Here is a 15,124-nt window from a genome sequence, read left to right as displayed (position 1 = left end):
GAGCCCTTTGACGCGCAAGCCCGCTCCCACCGGTACCGCACTGCGGCTATCCCCGTGGGAGCGGGCTTGCCCGCCAAAGGCTCAGCGCGGCCGATCAGGCGTCACGGAACAGCCAGGGCTGGCTCGCCCGGTGCTGCTGTTCGAACGCGCGGATGGCATCGCTGTCCTGCAGGGTCAGGCCGATATCGTCGAGGCCGTTGAGCAGGCAATGCTTGCGGAAGGCGTCGATCTCGAACGGCAGCACCTTGCCGTCGGGGCGGGTCACGGCCTGGGCCTGCAGGTCGATGGTCAGCTGGTAGCCCGGGTTGGCCTCGACCTGCCTGAACAGCTCGTCGACTTCCTCGTCGGCGAGGATGATCGGCAGCAGGCCGTTCTTGAAGCTGTTGTTGAAGAAGATGTCGGCGAAGCTCGGCGCGATGATGCAGCGGAAGCCGTACTCGTCCAGGGCCCACGGTGCATGCTCGCGGCTCGAGCCACAGCCGAAGTTCTCGCGGGCCAGCAGCACGCTGGCACCCTGGTAGCGCTCATGGTTGAGCACGAACTCGGGGTTCAGCGGACGCTTGCTGTTGTCCTGGTAGGGCTGGCCCACGTCCAGGTAGCGCCACTCGTCGAACAGGTTGGGGCCGAAGCCGGTGCGCTTGATCGACTTGAGGAACTGCTTGGGGATGATCTGGTCGGTGTCGACGTTGGCGCGATCCAATGGCGCGACAAGACCGGTGTGCTGGGTGAAGGCTTTCATGCTGCGCTCCCTTGGATCAACTCGCGGACATCGATGAAGTGGCCGGTCACCGCGGCGGCGGCAGCCATGGCCGGGCTGACCAGGTGGGTACGGCCACCGGCGCCCTGACGGCCCTCGAAGTTGCGGTTGGAGGTCGAGGCGCAATGCTCGCCGCTCTCCAGGCGGTCCGGGTTCATCGCCAGGCACATGGAGCAGCCCGGTTCACGCCATTCGAAGCCCGCCTCGAGGAAAATCTTGTCCAGGCCTTCGCGCTCGGCCTGGGCCTTGACCAGGCCCGAGCCCGGCACCACCAGCGCCTGCTTGACGTTGGCGGCGACCTTGCGGCCCTTGGCGATCTCGGCCGCGGCACGCAGGTCCTCGATCCGCGAGTTGGTGCAGGAGCCGATGAACACGCGGTCGAGCTTGATGTCGGTGATCGCCTGGTTGGCGCTCAGGCCCATGTACTTGAGGGCGCGCTCGATGGAGCCACGCTTGATCAGGTCGGGCTCGGCGGCCGGGTCCGGCACACGCTGGTCGACAGCCAGGACCATCTCCGGCGAGGTGCCCCAGCTGACCTGCGGCTTGATCTGCGAGGCGTCCAGCTCGACCACGGTGTCGAACACCGCATCGGTATCGGAAACCAGGCCCTTCCAGGCCTCGACCGCCTGCTTCCACTGCTCGCCCTTGGGCGCGTACGGGCGGCCTTCGACATAGGCGACGGTGGTGTCGTCGACCGCCACCAGGCCCACGCGGGCACCGGCTTCGATGGACATGTTGCAGATGGTCATGCGGCCTTCCATGGACAGCTCGCGGATGGCGCTGCCGGCGAACTCCATGGCATGGCCGTTGCCACCGGCGGTACCGATCTTGCCGATCACGGCGAGGACGATGTCCTTGGCAGTGACACCCGCGGGCAACTGGCCCTCGACGCGCACCAGCATGTTCTTCATTTTCTTGGCCACCAGGCACTGGGTGGCGAGCACGTGCTCCACCTCGGAGGTGCCGATACCGTGGGCCAAGGCGCCGAAGGCACCGTGGGTCGAGGTGTGCGAGTCGCCGCAGACCACGGTCATGCCCGGCAAGGTAGCGCCCTGCTCCGGGCTGATGACATGGACGATGCCCTGGCGCTCGTCGTTCATCTTGAATTCGACGATGCCGTATTCGTCACAGTTCTCGTCGAGGGTCTGCACCTGCAGGCGCGACACCTGGTCGACGATGGCCTCGATGCCGCCCTTGCGCTCCGGCGTGGTCGGTACGTTGTGGTCCGGGGTGGCAATGTTGGCATCGATGCGCCATGGCTTGCGGTTGGCCAGGCGCAGGCCTTCGAAGGCCTGGGGCGAAGTCACTTCGTGGATGATGTGACGGTCGATGTAGATCAAGGACGAACCATCGTCGCGTCGCTTGACTTCATGCGCATCCCAGAGTTTGTCGTAGAGCGTTTTGCCAGCCATCAGACTGTTCCTCATCAGCGTCTTTCTATGCCAATAACCCCTTGGCTTGTACGGACGATGCTATGGCGTTAGATTGAATAACTCAAATTCATATTTTTTATGCTTTGAATAACCAACAGGAATCCGAAAAACCGTGGACCTGGCCAACCTCAGCGCCTTCATCGCCATCGCCGAAACCGGCAGTTTCTCGGGGGCCGGCGAGCGCCTGCACCTGACCCAGCCGGCCGTCAGCAAGCGTATCGCCGGGCTCGAGCAGCAGCTGGACGTGCGCCTGTTCGACCGCCTCGGCCGCGAGGTGACCCTGACCGAGGCCGGCCGCGCGCTGCTGCCACGCGCCTACCAGATCCTCAATGTGCTGGACGATACCCGGCGCGCCCTGAGCAACCTGACCGGCGAAGTGAGCGGCCGCCTGACCCTGGCCACCAGCCATCACATCGGCCTGCACCGGTTGCCCCCGCTGCTGCGGGCGTTCACCCGCCAGCACCCGGCGGTGGCGCTGGATATCCAGTTCCTCGACTCGGAAGCGGCCTACGATGAGATCCTTCATGGCCGAGCGGAAATAGCGGTCATTACCCTCGCCCCCGAACCGCATCACCTGGTTCGCGCCGTTGCGGTGTGGGACGATGCGCTGGATTTCGTCGCCGCTCCGGAACACCCCCTGGCCAGCATCGACCCCGTCAGCCTCGCCGACGTGGCCCGCCACCCGGCGGTCTTCCCAGGCGGCAACACCTTCACCCACCATATCGTCCAGCGCCTGTTCGAAAGCCAGGGCCTGACACCGAACATCGCCATGAGCACCAACTACATGGAAACCATCAAGATGATGGTGTCCATCGGCCTGGCGTGGAGCGTACTGCCGCGTACTATGCTCGATGAGCAGGTTGCCCGCATCGCCTTGCCCGGCATTCAGCTGTCGCGCCAGCTAGGCTACATTCTGCATACGGAGCGAACGCTATCGAACGCGGCCAGGGCCTTCATGGCCCTGCTCGACAGCCACGCAGGGCCCGCCTGACCGGTCGTCAGCACGGCACTTCAACTCCAAGGACGCGCCATCCGCCAAAGGTCTGGTATCGATGCCCAAATCAGCAAACCGCTTTCCGCGCCTGCCGCGCATCTTCGCGGCCGATCCCCAGGAATCGGAACAGGCCTGGCAGAGCGCCCCACAGTTGCTGGCCGCCCTCAACGGCGCCCACCTGGGCGCCTGGCTGTGGGATATAGAAAGCGGCCGGATCAGCTGGTCGCGGGCCACCCAGGCACTGTTCGGCTTCGACCCGCAGCGGCCCCTGCCCAACGACATCGACTACCTCGACCTGCTGCCCGAGGAAGACCGTGCCCGCACACGCCAGGCATTCCAGGCCGTGGTCGACGGCGAGCCGGTGGAACAGGCCATGCGCCATCGCATCCGCTGGCCGGACGGCAGCCTGCACTGGCTGGAGATCAACGGCAGCCTGACCCACGATCGCCACGGCCGACCGCAGATGATCGGGGTGATCCGCGAGATCACCCGCCAGCGCGAGCGGGAGACCGCGCTGATCAATTCGGAGAAGCGCTTCGCCACGCTGTTCCACCTGAGCCCCAACGCCATCCTCCTGACCCGCCGCCACGACGGCATGATCTTCGAGGTCAACCGCCATTTCGAAGACATGTTCGGCTGGCCCGGCCCACAGGTGATCGGCAAGACCAGCCTGGAACTGGGGCTGTGGGTCAATCCCGAGCAACGTCACCAGGTGCTGGAGTCGACCCGCGCCAACGGTGGCCCGCTGATCATGGAGGTGCAGTTCCGCGCCAGCAGCGGCAAGGTGCATGACGGCATCCTGTGCACCCAGGGCATCGAGATGGAGGGGGTGACCTACCTGATCAGCACCTTCGTCGACACCACCGAGCGCAAGCGCGCCGAACAGGCCCTCAAGGACAGCCAGGAGCGCCTGGACCTGGCCCTGGACTCGGCCCAGCTGGGCACCTGGGACTGGCACATTCCCAGCGGCATGCTCTATGGCTCGGCCCGCGCCGCCCAGTTGCACGGCCTGGATCCGGTGCCCTTCCACGAATCCTTCGAGGCCTTCTTCGAAGGCGTGCCGGAGCAGGAACGCAACGTCATGCGCCAGGCCTACCGCAGCCTGCGCGAAGGCCCGGCGGGCAACTACCAGATCACCTACCGGGTGCAACTGGAGAATGGCACCTCCCGCTACATCGAAAGCCGCGCGCGCCTGTACCGCGACGAGCAGGGCAATCCGCTGCGCATGGCCGGCACCCTGCTCGACATCACCGACCAGGTGGAGCGTGAGCAGCGCCTGAGCGCCTCGGAGGAGAAATTCGCCAGCCTGTTCCAGGTCAGCCCCGACCCGATCTGCGTGACCCGCCAGGACAGCGGCCAGTTCATCGAGATCAACCCGGCCTTCACCCAGACCTTCGGCTGGAGCGCCGAACAGGTGATCGGCCGCACCGCCGAGCAGATCGGCCTGTGGGCCGAATCGGCCAAGCGCGCCCAGCGCATCGAACGGGTGATCCGCGAACAGGCCCTGAGCAACGTGGCGGTGGTGGTCAACCATCGCAATGGCACGGCCTTGACCTGCGTGATCTCCAGCCGCCTGATCACGGTCGACAACCAGCCGTGCAGCGTCACCACCCTGCGCGACATCACCCAGCAACAGCGCGCCGAGGCGGCGCTCAAGGCCAGCGAGGAGAAGTTCGCCAAGGCCTTCCACTCCAGCCCCGACGCCATCACCCTGACCGAGCGCAAGAGCGGCCGCTACCTGGAGGTCAACGACGGCTTCTGCCGGCTGACCGGCTACAGCGCCGCCGAGGTGATCGGCCGCAGCGTCTACGAGATCGGCATCTGGGCCGACGACAAGCAACGCAGCGCCCTGCTCACCGAGCTCAAGGAGCATGGCCGGGTCCATCACCGGGAAATGCTCGGGCGCAACAAGCGTGGCGACATTCTCACCGTGGAGGTCTCGGTCGAGCCGATCAGCCTCAACGAGGCCGACTGCCTGCTGCTCACCGCACGCGATGTCAGCCAGTTGAGGAACGCCCAGGCGCAGATCCGCCACCTGGCCTATCACGACCCGCTGACCAACCTGCCCAACCGCGCCCTGCTGATGGACCGCCTGAGCCAGCAGATCGCCCTGCTCAAACGCCACAACCTGCGCGGCGCCCTGCTGTTCCTCGACCTGGATCACTTCAAGCACATCAACGACTCCCTCGGTCACCCCGTGGGCGACACGGTGCTCAAGATCATCACCGCACGCCTGGAGGCCAGCGTGCGCCTGGAAGACACCGTGGCGCGCCTGGGCGGCGACGAGTTCGTGGTGCTGCTCAGCGGCCTGGAGGGTAGCCGCGAGCAGGTGGAGAACAAGGTTCGCGAACTGGCCGACACCCTGCGCGAGCTGCTGGCCGAGCCCATGTCCCTGGACGGCCAGCGCCTGCAGGTGACGCCGAGCATCGGCGTGGCGCTGATCCCCGACCATGGCGCGACACCGGCCGACTTGCTCAAGCGCGCCGACATCGCCCTGTACCGGGCCAAGGACTCCGGGCGCAACACCACGCAACTGTTCCATACCACCATGCAGAAGGCCGCCAGCGAGCGCCTGCGCATGGAGAACGACCTGCGCCTGGCCCTGGCCCGGGGCGAGCTGGCCCTGCACTTCCAGCCCCAGGTGGATGCCCGCGACAACCGCATCGTCGGCGCCGAGGTGCTGCTGCGTTGGCATCATCCGCAGCTGGGCCAGCAGCCGCCGGCGCAGTTCATCCAGGTGCTGGAGGAAAGCGGGCTGATCCTCGAGGTGGGCAGTTGGATCCTCGACGAAGCCTGCGACGCCTGCGCGCACATGCTGCAGGACGGGCTGATCGACGCCGACGACTTCAGCCTGTGCGTCAACATCAGCCCACGGCAGTTCCGCCAGAACGACTTCGTCGAACGGGTGCTGCGCAGCCTCGACGACTACCGGCTGCCAAGGCGCATGCTCAAGCTGGAGATCACCGAAGGCATCGTCATCCAGAACCTCGAGGACACCATCAGCAAGATGCGCGAGCTCAAGCGCTACGGCGTGAGCTTCGCCATGGACGACTTCGGCACCGGGTATTCGTCGCTGACCTACCTCAAGCGCCTGCCGGTGGATGCCCTGAAGATCGACCAGACCTTCGTCCGCGACGCCCCGGTCGACCCCAACGATGCGGAGATCGTCCGTGCCATCGTGGCCATGGCGCGCAGCCTGGAACTGGCGGTGATTGCCGAGGGGGTCGAGCAGAGCGAGCAGTTGGCGTTTCTCGAACGCCAGGGTTGCCACCTATATCAGGGGTACCTGCATAGCCGGCCGCTGCCGTTGGCGGAGTTTCGTCAGATGCTGATGGAGGCGCCGGCGGATTATTAGCGCTTCTCAAGGACAAACGCTGGGGGCCGCTTTGCAGCCCCAATGGTCTCGAACACCCTGAAAAGGTTGTCAAAAACACAAAAAAGGGGCACTTCTAAGAAGTGCCCCTTTTTGCAGGTTGCCGAACTCAGTTCAGCGCCGGCGTCTCGCCGTTGATCGGGATACGCTTGGGCTTGGCCTCTTCCGGCACGATGCGCAGCAGGTCGATGCTGAGCAGGCCGTTGGCCAGACCGGCGGACTTGACCTCGATATGGTCAGCCAGGCGGAAGGACAGCTTGAACGCCCGCTGGGCAATGCCCTGGTGCAAGTAGGTAACGTCTGCGGCGCTGGTGTCGCGCTTGCCACCGGTGACGGTCAGGACACCTTTCTCGACCTGCAGGTCGAGGTCCTGCTCCTGGAAACCGGCTGCAGCAACCACGATGCGATAGTGGTCATCGCCATGCTTTTCCACGTTGTAGGGAGGGTAGCTGCTACCCGCCTCGTTACGTGCCGCAGACTCGAACAGATCGTTGAAACGGTCGAAGCCAACGGAATGGCGGAACAGTGGAGCGAGAGAGAATGCAGTGGTCATGGTCATAAACTCCTGAGATTCAGCAAGTAAGTCACTACGCGACCCGACTTCGGCATCGCGTACTCAAGAGATAAGGTCCGGCAAAAGGTTTTCAAGAGGCGGGCAAAAAATTTTTTGCAGGTCACAGAGCAGGGGCAAACCCGCTGCCACAGGTCCGGGTCGACCACAGCTGATGTGGTTTACAGAGCCACCCTGTGGGAGCGGGCTTGCCCGCGAACGGCCCGTTCAGGCAACGCATTCCTCGAAGCTCACGCCGGCTGCCTGCTCAACACCCAGCAACCCGCTGATTCGCTGGCAGTCATCCTCCCGCCGCAACTGCGCGAACAACGCCACGGCCTCGGGGTAACTGCGGGTCAGCATGGCCAGCCACTGCTTCATCCGCCCCGGCGCATAGCGGGGCGACAACTTGGCCTGGGCCTGGCGCCAGAACTCACGCAGCAACGGCAGCAGGGCCTGCCAATCCATGGGCTGGTATTCCCGGTCATCGCGGGCCGCCGCGATCTGCAGGGCCAGGTCTGGCCGCGACACTAGCCCACGACCGAGCATGATGTCCTCGGCGCCGCTGACCTCGCGGCAGCGCCGCCAGTCATCGACCGTCCAGATCTCGCCGTTGGCGAACACCGGCACCTGCACCACCTCCTGCACCCGCGCCACCCACTCCCAATGGGCCGGCGGCTTGTAGCCCTCGACCTTGGTACGGGCATGCACCACCAGGTGCGCGGCGCCACCCTCGGCCAGGGCCGTGGCGCACTCCAGGGCAGCGTCCGGGCTGTCGAAACCCAGGCGCATCTTGGCGGTCACCGGAATCTGCGCCGGCACCGCCCGCCGCACCTCGCTGACGATCGCATGCAGCAACTGCGGCTCCTTGAGCAGCACCGCCCCGCCCCGGGACTTGTTCACCGTCTTGGCCGGGCAGCCGAAGTTCAGGTCGATCACCGGTGCGCCCAACTCACAGGCCAACACCGCGTTGTCGGCCAGGCAGGCCGGATCGGAGCCCAGCAGTTGCACACGCATCGGCACCCCAGCCGCGGTCCGCGCACCGTGGCGCAGCTCTGGGGCCAGCTTGTCGAACGACGACGCCGGCAGCAGGCGGTCGCAGACGCGGATGAACTCGGTGACGCACCAATCGATGCCACCCACCCGGGTCAGGACGTCGCGCAGGATGTTGTCGACCAGCCCCTCCATGGGGGCCAGGGCAATTTGCATGTCAGGCTCTCGGCGGAAAAAGGCGCCAGTCTAGCAAAAACGTCGCCGCTTCAGGCGCCGATCAGCGCCGGACCATACCCTTCGAGAAACTCCGCCGGCATGCGCCTGGGCTTGCCGCTGGACAGCTCGATGCAGGCGAAGGTGGTCTGCGCCCGCAACAGGGTCGCGCCATCGCTCGGGCGCTTGAGCTGGAAACGCCGGGTCATGCGCAGGCGCTGGTCCCAGTCGATGATCCAGGTGGCCAGCTGCAGCTCGTCGTCCTCATAGGCCGCGGCCAGGTAGTCGATCTCGTGGCGCACCACAGCCATGGCCCGGTCCAGGCGCCGGTACTCGGCCAGGTCCAGGCCCAGGCGTTGGGAGTGGCGCCAGGCGCAGCGCTCCAGCCACGTCACGTAGACGGCGTTGTTGGCGTGGCCAAGGCCGTCGATGTCCTCGGTGGCGACGCGAAGGTCGATGATGAATGGCGATGCCAGGTCCCAGCTCATGCCCGCTCCCCTTGGTCAGTGATCGGGCAGAGTGTACCGGATGCTCAGGCGCTTTGCCGCGCCGGTCGTGGCGCACGCGCCAGCAGTTCGAGCACCGCTTCGCCCAGGCGTGGGTCGGCCAGTACGCGCTGGTGGCCGCCCTCCTCCAGCACCATCAGGCGGCTGTCGAACCAGGCCTTGTGGATGAGCTGGGCCTCGCTGGCCGGCACCAACCGGTCATCGCTGGCGTGCACCACCAACCCGGGCAGCTCGAGTTGGTAGCCGCTGACGTCCAGGCGCGCGATCTGCACGCCGACATCCTGCTCGACCTGGCGGATGAACGCTGCCCGGGCCCGCGCCGGCAACCCCAGGCGCCGGGCGAAGCCGCGCAGCACCCCAAGCAGCTGCGCGGGTGCGGCGATGCTCACCGCCGCCTCCGTGCGCAAGCCCCACTGCAAGGCCAGCAGCACGCTGGCACCGCCCATGGAATGGCCGATCACTGCGCGCAGCGGTGGCAATTCAGCGGCCGCCTCCAGCAAGGCGCGGGCGAACAGCACCACATGGGCCTGCTGGCCGGGCGAACGACCATGGGCCGGCCCCTCCAGGGACACCACGGTATGGCCGGCCCGCACCAGGGTATCGATCAACGCGGCGAACTGGGTCGGCCGCCCTTCCCAACCGTGCATCAGCAGCACCGTCGGCCCCTTGCCCCAGCGCAGCGCCGACAAGCCGAAGCGCAAGGTGATGCGCTCGGCCGTGGCCAGCAGCGGCAGCTCCCACTGCCTGGGCGGCAGGTTGCGCGGGGTCATGAAGGCCCGGCGCATCCGGCCAGCGACGGTTTCAGGGGCCAGGTGGCCCAGGGTGCCGTTGACGCCTCGAATCCAGCTCAGGGTTGTCATCACCTTGCTCCAGGGGTCAGGTTGTTCAGAGCACCGCCGACTTGGCGGCACGCAGGATCCGATCGGACAGCTCGCCATCGCCCAAGGCACGGGCCAGGGTCAGGCCGCCGATCATCAGGGCAAGGTCGGCGAAGGCCTTGTCGATATCTTCGGGACGATCGACCATCTGCGCGGTCATCAACTCGATGTGTTCGGCCAGCACCTCGCGAAACGCCTCCGGCAGGCGCTGCATCTCGCCCAGGGCATTGGGCAGCGGGCAGGCATGTTCCTGGGCATCACGGTGCTTGCGCGACAGGTAGAAGGCCGCCGCCAGGGCCCGTCGCCCCGCGCCATCAAGGCTGGGGTCGACCTGGGCGAGCAAGGCCCGACGCTCGCCGAGCAGATGACGGAACGCCTCCAGCATCAGTTCGTCCTTGCTGTCGAAGTGCGCGTAGAAACCGCCCACCGTCAGCCCAGCGGCGCCCATCACCTGGCTGACGCTCGGTTCGGCCGGGCCATGCTGGATCAAGGCGTTGCAGGCGGCCTCGAGAATGCGCTCACGGGTCTTGCTCTTCCTGTCGTTCATCGCTCACCTCGAAAATATTATGATCGAAATATTATCAGCGTAATATTTTCTGGCAAGCGAAATCCGCGACCATCGATCGAGCAGAAAATAAGGGCGTGGAAAAAACAAAAGGCCCATTCAATATGCGAATGAGCCTTTCAACTCCCGCAAAACGCGGGTAAAAATGGCGTCCCCTAGGGGACTCGAACCCCTGTTACCGCCGTGAAAGGGCGGTGTCCTAGGCCACTAGACGAAGGGGACGTTGACCTTCGTGCAGATCCGCGTTCACGGACCCTGGAGGAATTGGTGGAGCTAAGCGGGATCGAACCGCTGACCTCCTGCATGCCATGCAGGCGCTCTCCCAGCTGAGCTATAGCCCCGAGGTGAAAACAAAAGGCCCATCCAATATGCGAATGAGCCTTTCAACTCCCGCAAGACGCGGGTAAAAGTGGCGTCCCCTAGGGGACTCGAACCCCTGTTACCGCCGTGAAAGGGCGGTGTCCTAGGCCACTAGACGAAGGGGACAACAACCTTCGTACCGATCCGCTTGCGCGAACCCGGCAAAATTGGTGGAGCTAAGCGGGATCGAACCGCTGACCTCCTGCATGCCATGCAGGCGCTCTCCCAGCTGAGCTATAGCCCCGGATTTCTAGCCTCTCGGCCCAGCGACATCCTGAAACGTCGCTTGTGTAAAACTGGCGTCCCCTAGGGGACTCGAACCCCTGTTACCGCCGTGAAAGGGCGGTGTCCTAGGCCACTAGACGAAGGGGACGAACCTTCTACCTTCAAGACCGGATTGCTGGAATCCGATCTTGCCTCCCGATCAACGAATGTGATCGTGAAGCGGAATTTGGTGGAGCTAAGCGGGATCGAACCGCTGACCTCCTGCATGCCATGCAGGCGCTCTCCCAGCTGAGCTATAGCCCCACAATGTCGCGCTGAACGGAATCGCTGGCTGGGTGCCTGGCGTTTCGTAGTCGCTCATCGCTGTGGACGGGGCGCATATTAAGATCGGATTGCAGGGCTGTCAAACAAATTTTTGAAAAAAACCAAAAGTTTTTTTCGAGATAACAATCACTTACCGCCCTGCCGAGAAAAACCACCCGAAATGCGGCGGGGTATTCACCCGCGCCTTCGCGGACAGGCCCACTCCCACAAGGCTAGCGCCGCCCTGGCAGCGGCGCCGTATGGGTGGGGCGATGGGCTGCGAAGCAGCCCTACAGGCCATGCTCGAAGCGATCAGGCGATGTTCGCCAGCAGCTTCTCCCACTCCTTGTTTTCCTTCTTCGACACGCCACCGAGCAGGTCCAGGGCCTGGCGCAGGCGATAGCGGGTCAGGTCCGGGCCGAGGATTTCCATGGCGTCGAGCACCGAGACCGAACTGGCCTGGCCAGTGATGGCGGCGAACATCAGCGGCATGGCATCGCGCAGCTTCAGCTCCAGGGCCTCGACCACGGCCTGGATGCAGCCGGTGATGCGCTCCTTCTCCCACTGGCGCAGGCTTTCCAGCTTCCACAGGATCAGTTGCATGACCTGGCGCACCTGGTCGGGCGACAGCTTCTTGTGTTCGAACAGCTTGGCGTCGAGCTTCAACGCGCCCTCGAAGAAGAACCCGCCCAGCGGCGCGATCTGGCTGAAGGTCTCGACCCGGCTCTGCACGTGCGGGGCGATCTTCATCAGGTAGTCGCTGTTGAAGGCCCATTTCTGCACCCGCGTAGCGAACTCCTCCAGCGGCAGGTCACGCAGCCACTGGCCGTTGAGCCAGGACAGCTTCTCGATGTCGAAGATCGGGCCGCCCAGCGAGACGCGCGACAGGTCGAAATGCTCGACCATCTCGGCCAGGGAGAACTTCTCGCGCTCGTCCGGCATGGACCAGCCCATGCGGCCCAGGTAGTTGAGCATGGCCTCGGGGAGGAAGCCCATGCGCTCGTAGAAGGTCACCGAGGTCGGGTTCTTGCGCTTGGACAGCTTGCTCTTGTCAGGATTGCGCAGCAGCGGCATGTAGCACAGCTTCGGCTGCTCCCAACCGAAGTATTCGTATAGCTTGATCAGCTTGGGCGCCGACGGCAGCCACTCCTCGCCCCGCAGGACGTGGGTGATGCCCATCAGGTGGTCGTCGACCACGTTGGCCAGGAAGTAGGTCGGCAGGCCGTCGTTCTTCATCAGCACCTGCATGTCCATGCGGTCCCATGGGATCTCGACGTCACCACGGAGCATGTCCGGCACCACGCAGACGCCCTCGCTGGGCACCTTCATGCGGATCACGTGGGGCTCGCCGGCATCCAGGCGGCGCTGCACTTCTTCGGCGCTCAGCTTCAGGGCGCGGCCGTCGTAGCGCGGGGTTTCACCGCGGGCCATCTGCTCGGCACGCATCTGCTCCAACTCCTCGGCGGTGCAGAAGCAATAGAAGGCGTGCCCGGCATCCACCAGTTGCTTGGCGTACTTGGCGTAGATTTCACCCCGCTCGCTCTGCCGGTACGGACCATGGGGGCCGCCGACGTCCGGGCCTTCGTTCCACTCGATGCCGAGCCAGCGCAGGGCGTCGAAGATCTGCTGCTCCGACTCGCGGGTCGAGCGCAGTTGGTCGGTATCTTCGATACGCAGGATGAACTCACCGCCGTGCTGCTTGGCGAAGCAGTAGTTGAACAGGGCGATGTAGGCGGTGCCGACATGGGGATCGCCGGTGGGCGATGGCGCGATACGCGTGCGAACGGTGGTCATGGACAGTCTCGGACGAAAGATGAAACAAAGGCCGGATGTTAGCAGGGAGCGGGTATCGGGCTCCAGCAGTGAACATCCGGCAGGGGAAGAGCTGAGCGCATTGGGGCCGCGTCAAAACACCTCGAGGCCGCAACCGCCCTCCCCGGTCAACTGGCGATCAACCGCTCGCGCAATTGGGCGATCTCGTCGCGCAGTTGCGCCGCGGCCTCGAACTCCAGGTCGCGGGCGAGCTGGAACATCTTCTCTTCCAGTTGCTTGATGCGCCGGGTGATCTCGGCCGGGGTCTGCAGTTCGGCCTCGTAGCGGGCGCTTTCTTGCGCCGCCTTGGCCATGCCCTTGCGCTTCTTGCTGCGGCCACCCGGGACGCTGGCGCCCTCCATGATGTCGGTGATGTCCTTGACCACACCCTTGGGCACGATGCCATGGGCCTCGTTGAAGGCGATCTGCTTGGCCCGGCGCCGCTCGGTCTCGTCGATGGCCCGACGCATGGAGCCGGTGACCTGGTCGGCGTAGAGGATCGCCTTGCCATTGAGGTTGCGCGCAGCTCGGCCGATGGTCTGGATCAGCGAGCGCTCGGAGCGCAGGAAGCCCTCCTTGTCGGCATCGAGGATGGCCACCAGGGACACCTCTGGCATGTCCAGGCCTTCACGCAACAGGTTGATGCCCACCAGCACGTCGAAGGTACCCAGGCGCAGGTCGCGGATGATCTCGACCCGCTCGACGGTGTCGATGTCCGAGTGCAGGTAGCGCACCCGCACCTCGTGGTCGGCCAGGTAGTCGGTAAGGTCCTCGGCCATGCGCTTGGTCAGGGTCGTGGCCAGCACCCGCTCGCCGACCGCCACGCGCTTGCCGATCTCCGAGAGCAGGTCGTCGACCTGGGTCAGCGCCGGGCGCACTTCCACCTGCGGGTCGACCAGGCCAGTGGGGCGTACCACCTGCTCGATCACCCGCCCCGCATGCTCGTCCTCGTAGGGGCCCGGGGTCGCCGAGACGAAGATGGTCTGCGGGCTGACCGCCTCCCACTCGTCGAAGCGCATGGGCCGGTTGTCCAGCGCCGAGGGCAGGCGGAAGCCATACTCCACCAGCGTCTCCTTGCGCGAGCGGTCGCCCTTGTACATGGCGCCGACCTGGGGAACGCTGACGTGGGACTCGTCGATCACCAGCAGCGCGTCGGGCGGCAGGTAGTCGTACAGGGTCGGTGGCGGCGCGCCGGCCGGGCGTCCGGAGAGGTAGCGCGAGTAGTTCTCGATGCCGTTGCAGTAGCCGAGCTCGAGGATCATCTCCAGGTCGAAGCGGGTGCGCTGCTCCAGACGCTGGGCCTCCACCAGCTTGTTGGCCTTGTGCAGGTACGCCAGGCGATCCTTGAGCTCCTCCTTGATCCCCTCCACCGCCTCGAGCAGGGTCTCGCGCGGGGTGACGTAGTGGCTCTTGGGGTAGAAGGTGAAACGTGGCAGCTTGCGGATCACCTCGCCGGTGAGCGGGTCGAAGGCGGCGATGTTCTCCACCTCGTCGTCGAACAACTCGATGCGAATGGCCTCCAGGTCCGATTCGGCCGGGAAGATATCGACCACGTCGCCGCGCACGCGGAAAGTGGCGCGGGCGAAGTCCATCTCGTTGCGGGTGTACTGCAGGTCTGCCAGGCGGCGCAGCAAGGCGCGCTGGTCGAGCTTGTCGCCACGGTCGACGTGCAGGACCATCTTCAGGTAGGTCTCGGGGCTGCCCAGGCCGTAGATGCAGGACACCGTGGTGACGATGATGGCGTCGCGCCGCTCCAGCAGCGCCTTGGTCGCCGACAGGCGCATCTGCTCGATGTGGTCGTTGATCGAGGCGTCCTTCTCGATGAAGGTGTCCGACGACGGCACGTAGGCTTCCGGCTGGTAGTAGTCGTAGTAGGAAACGAAATACTCCACCGCGTTGTTGGGGAAGAACGCCTTGAACTCGCCGTAGAGCTGGGCGGCCAGGGTCTTGTTGGGCGCCAGCACCAGGGTCGGGCGCTGGACCTGCTGGATGACGTTGGCGATGCTGAAGGTCTTGCCCGAGCCGGTCACCCCGAGCAGGGTCTGGTGCGAAAGCCCGGCCTCGATGCCCTCGACCATCTGGCGGATGGCCTCGGGCTGGTCGCCGGCCGGCTGGAAACGGGTGACGAGCTGGAACTCGGACATGACGGACCTCGATGGTGT

The 15,124-nt window shown here is 65.2% G+C and carries 11 protein-coding genes and 6 tRNA genes; 2 read left to right on the top strand and 15 right to left on the bottom strand.

Going from position 1 to position 15,124, the window contains the following annotated elements:
* Window positions 1–94: 94 nt before the first annotated feature.
* Entirely contained in the window at window positions 95–739 is a 645-nt protein-coding gene (leuD, locus tag WCE05_RS08305) for a 3-isopropylmalate dehydratase small subunit (RefSeq protein WP_225787029.1), read from the bottom strand.
* Window positions 736–2,169: a 3-isopropylmalate dehydratase large subunit gene (gene leuC, locus WCE05_RS08300; protein WP_368815731.1), complete on the bottom strand. Its 1,434-nt coding sequence runs from the start codon at window positions 2,167–2,169 to the stop codon at window positions 736–738. The genes leuD and leuC overlap by 4 nt, the downstream gene beginning before the upstream one ends.
* Before the next feature lie 133 nt (window positions 2,170–2,302).
* Between leuC and WCE05_RS08295 the strand changes: the two genes are divergently transcribed.
* Together WCE05_RS08295 and WCE05_RS08290 are read left to right on the top strand one after the other, a co-directional pair.
* The gene (locus tag WCE05_RS08295) at window positions 2,303–3,181 is read left to right on the top strand and encodes a LysR family transcriptional regulator (protein WP_225787031.1); all 879 of its coding nucleotides are present in this window, start codon (window positions 2,303–2,305) and stop codon (window positions 3,179–3,181) included.
* Between the two features lie 61 nt (window positions 3,182–3,242).
* On the top strand, window positions 3,243–6,539 hold the full coding sequence (locus WCE05_RS08290; RefSeq protein ID WP_225787032.1) for a PAS domain S-box protein: 3,297 nt from the start codon (window positions 3,243–3,245) through the stop codon (window positions 6,537–6,539).
* 127 nt (window positions 6,540–6,666) lie between these two features.
* On the opposite strand, the gene WCE05_RS08285 is transcribed toward WCE05_RS08290, so the two are convergent.
* The 13 genes from WCE05_RS08285 to uvrB all read right to left on the bottom strand — a co-directional run bounded on the left by WCE05_RS08285 (window position 6,667) and on the right by uvrB (window position 15,106).
* A complete protein-coding gene (locus tag WCE05_RS08285; RefSeq protein WP_225787033.1) occupies window positions 6,667–7,110 on the bottom strand; it encodes an Hsp20 family protein in 444 nt (147 codons plus the stop codon).
* 225 nt (window positions 7,111–7,335) lie between these two features.
* Entirely contained in the window at window positions 7,336–8,316 is a 981-nt protein-coding gene (locus tag WCE05_RS08280; RefSeq protein WP_368815730.1) for a tRNA dihydrouridine synthase, read from the bottom strand.
* A 50-nt stretch (window positions 8,317–8,366) separates the two neighbouring features.
* A complete protein-coding gene (locus tag WCE05_RS08275) occupies window positions 8,367–8,801 on the bottom strand; it encodes a thioesterase family protein (protein ID WP_225787035.1) in 435 nt (144 codons plus the stop codon).
* A gap of 44 nt (window positions 8,802–8,845) precedes the next feature.
* Entirely contained in the window at window positions 8,846–9,679 is an 834-nt protein-coding gene (locus WCE05_RS08270) for an alpha/beta fold hydrolase (RefSeq protein WP_368815729.1), read from the bottom strand.
* Between the two features lie 25 nt (window positions 9,680–9,704).
* Window positions 9,705–10,244, bottom strand: coding sequence for a TetR/AcrR family transcriptional regulator (locus tag WCE05_RS08265; RefSeq protein ID WP_225787037.1), 540 nt, complete (start codon window positions 10,242–10,244; stop codon window positions 9,705–9,707).
* 164 nt (window positions 10,245–10,408) lie between these two features.
* Window positions 10,409–10,484, bottom strand: a tRNA-Glu gene (locus WCE05_RS08260).
* A gap of 43 nt (window positions 10,485–10,527) precedes the next feature.
* Window positions 10,528–10,603 (bottom strand) — tRNA-Ala (locus tag WCE05_RS08255).
* A 69-nt stretch (window positions 10,604–10,672) separates the two neighbouring features.
* A tRNA-Glu gene (locus tag WCE05_RS08250) sits at window positions 10,673–10,748 on the bottom strand.
* Window positions 10,749–10,790: 42 nt separating this feature from the next.
* Window positions 10,791–10,866: transfer RNA gene (locus WCE05_RS08245), tRNA-Ala, on the bottom strand.
* A gap of 53 nt (window positions 10,867–10,919) precedes the next feature.
* A tRNA-Glu gene (locus WCE05_RS08240) sits at window positions 10,920–10,995 on the bottom strand.
* Between the two features lie 79 nt (window positions 10,996–11,074).
* Window positions 11,075–11,150, bottom strand: a tRNA-Ala gene (locus tag WCE05_RS08235).
* A 312-nt stretch (window positions 11,151–11,462) separates the two neighbouring features.
* The gene (gene gltX, locus WCE05_RS08230; protein WP_225787038.1) at window positions 11,463–12,944 is read right to left on the bottom strand and encodes a glutamate--tRNA ligase; all 1,482 of its coding nucleotides are present in this window, start codon (window positions 12,942–12,944) and stop codon (window positions 11,463–11,465) included.
* A 146-nt stretch (window positions 12,945–13,090) separates the two neighbouring features.
* Complete coding sequence (gene uvrB, locus WCE05_RS08225) at window positions 13,091–15,106, bottom strand: excinuclease ABC subunit UvrB (protein WP_225787039.1); 2,016 nt, start codon at window positions 15,104–15,106, stop codon at window positions 13,091–13,093.
* Window positions 15,107–15,124 lie beyond the last annotated feature (18 nt).

Origin of the sequence: Pseudomonas sp. I2, from assembly GCF_040984075.1 — a bacterium.
Taxonomy (GTDB): Bacteria; Pseudomonadota; Gammaproteobacteria; order Pseudomonadales; family Pseudomonadaceae; genus Aquipseudomonas; species Aquipseudomonas guariconensis_B.
Note: the sequence above shows the minus strand (reverse complement) of the source record. Positions and strands in the feature narration are given on the sequence as shown.

Excerpts from the sequence above, each read along its gene's own strand:
- leuD (WP_225787029.1), bottom strand. The coding sequence starts at position 739 with ATGAAAGCCTTCACCCAGCACACCGGTCTTGTCGCGCCATTGGATCGC.
- leuC (WP_368815731.1), bottom strand. The coding sequence starts at position 2,169 with ATGGCTGGCAAAACGCTCTACGACAAACTCTGGGATGCGCATGAAGTC.
- WCE05_RS08290 (WP_225787032.1), top strand. The coding sequence starts at position 3,243 with ATGCCCAAATCAGCAAACCGCTTTCCGCGCCTGCCGCGCATCTTCGCG.
- WCE05_RS08285 (WP_225787033.1), bottom strand. The coding sequence starts at position 7,110 with ATGACCACTGCATTCTCTCTCGCTCCACTGTTCCGCCATTCCGTTGGC.
- WCE05_RS08280 (WP_368815730.1), bottom strand. The coding sequence starts at position 8,316 with ATGCAAATTGCCCTGGCCCCCATGGAGGGGCTGGTCGACAACATCCTG.
- WCE05_RS08275 (WP_225787035.1), bottom strand. The coding sequence starts at position 8,801 with ATGAGCTGGGACCTGGCATCGCCATTCATCATCGACCTTCGCGTCGCC.
- WCE05_RS08270 (WP_368815729.1), bottom strand. The coding sequence starts at position 9,679 with ATGACAACCCTGAGCTGGATTCGAGGCGTCAACGGCACCCTGGGCCAC.
- WCE05_RS08265 (WP_225787037.1), bottom strand. The coding sequence starts at position 10,244 with ATGAACGACAGGAAGAGCAAGACCCGTGAGCGCATTCTCGAGGCCGCC.
- gltX (WP_225787038.1), bottom strand. The coding sequence starts at position 12,944 with ATGACCACCGTTCGCACGCGTATCGCGCCATCGCCCACCGGCGATCCC.
- uvrB (WP_225787039.1), bottom strand. The coding sequence starts at position 15,106 with ATGTCCGAGTTCCAGCTCGTCACCCGTTTCCAGCCGGCCGGCGACCAG.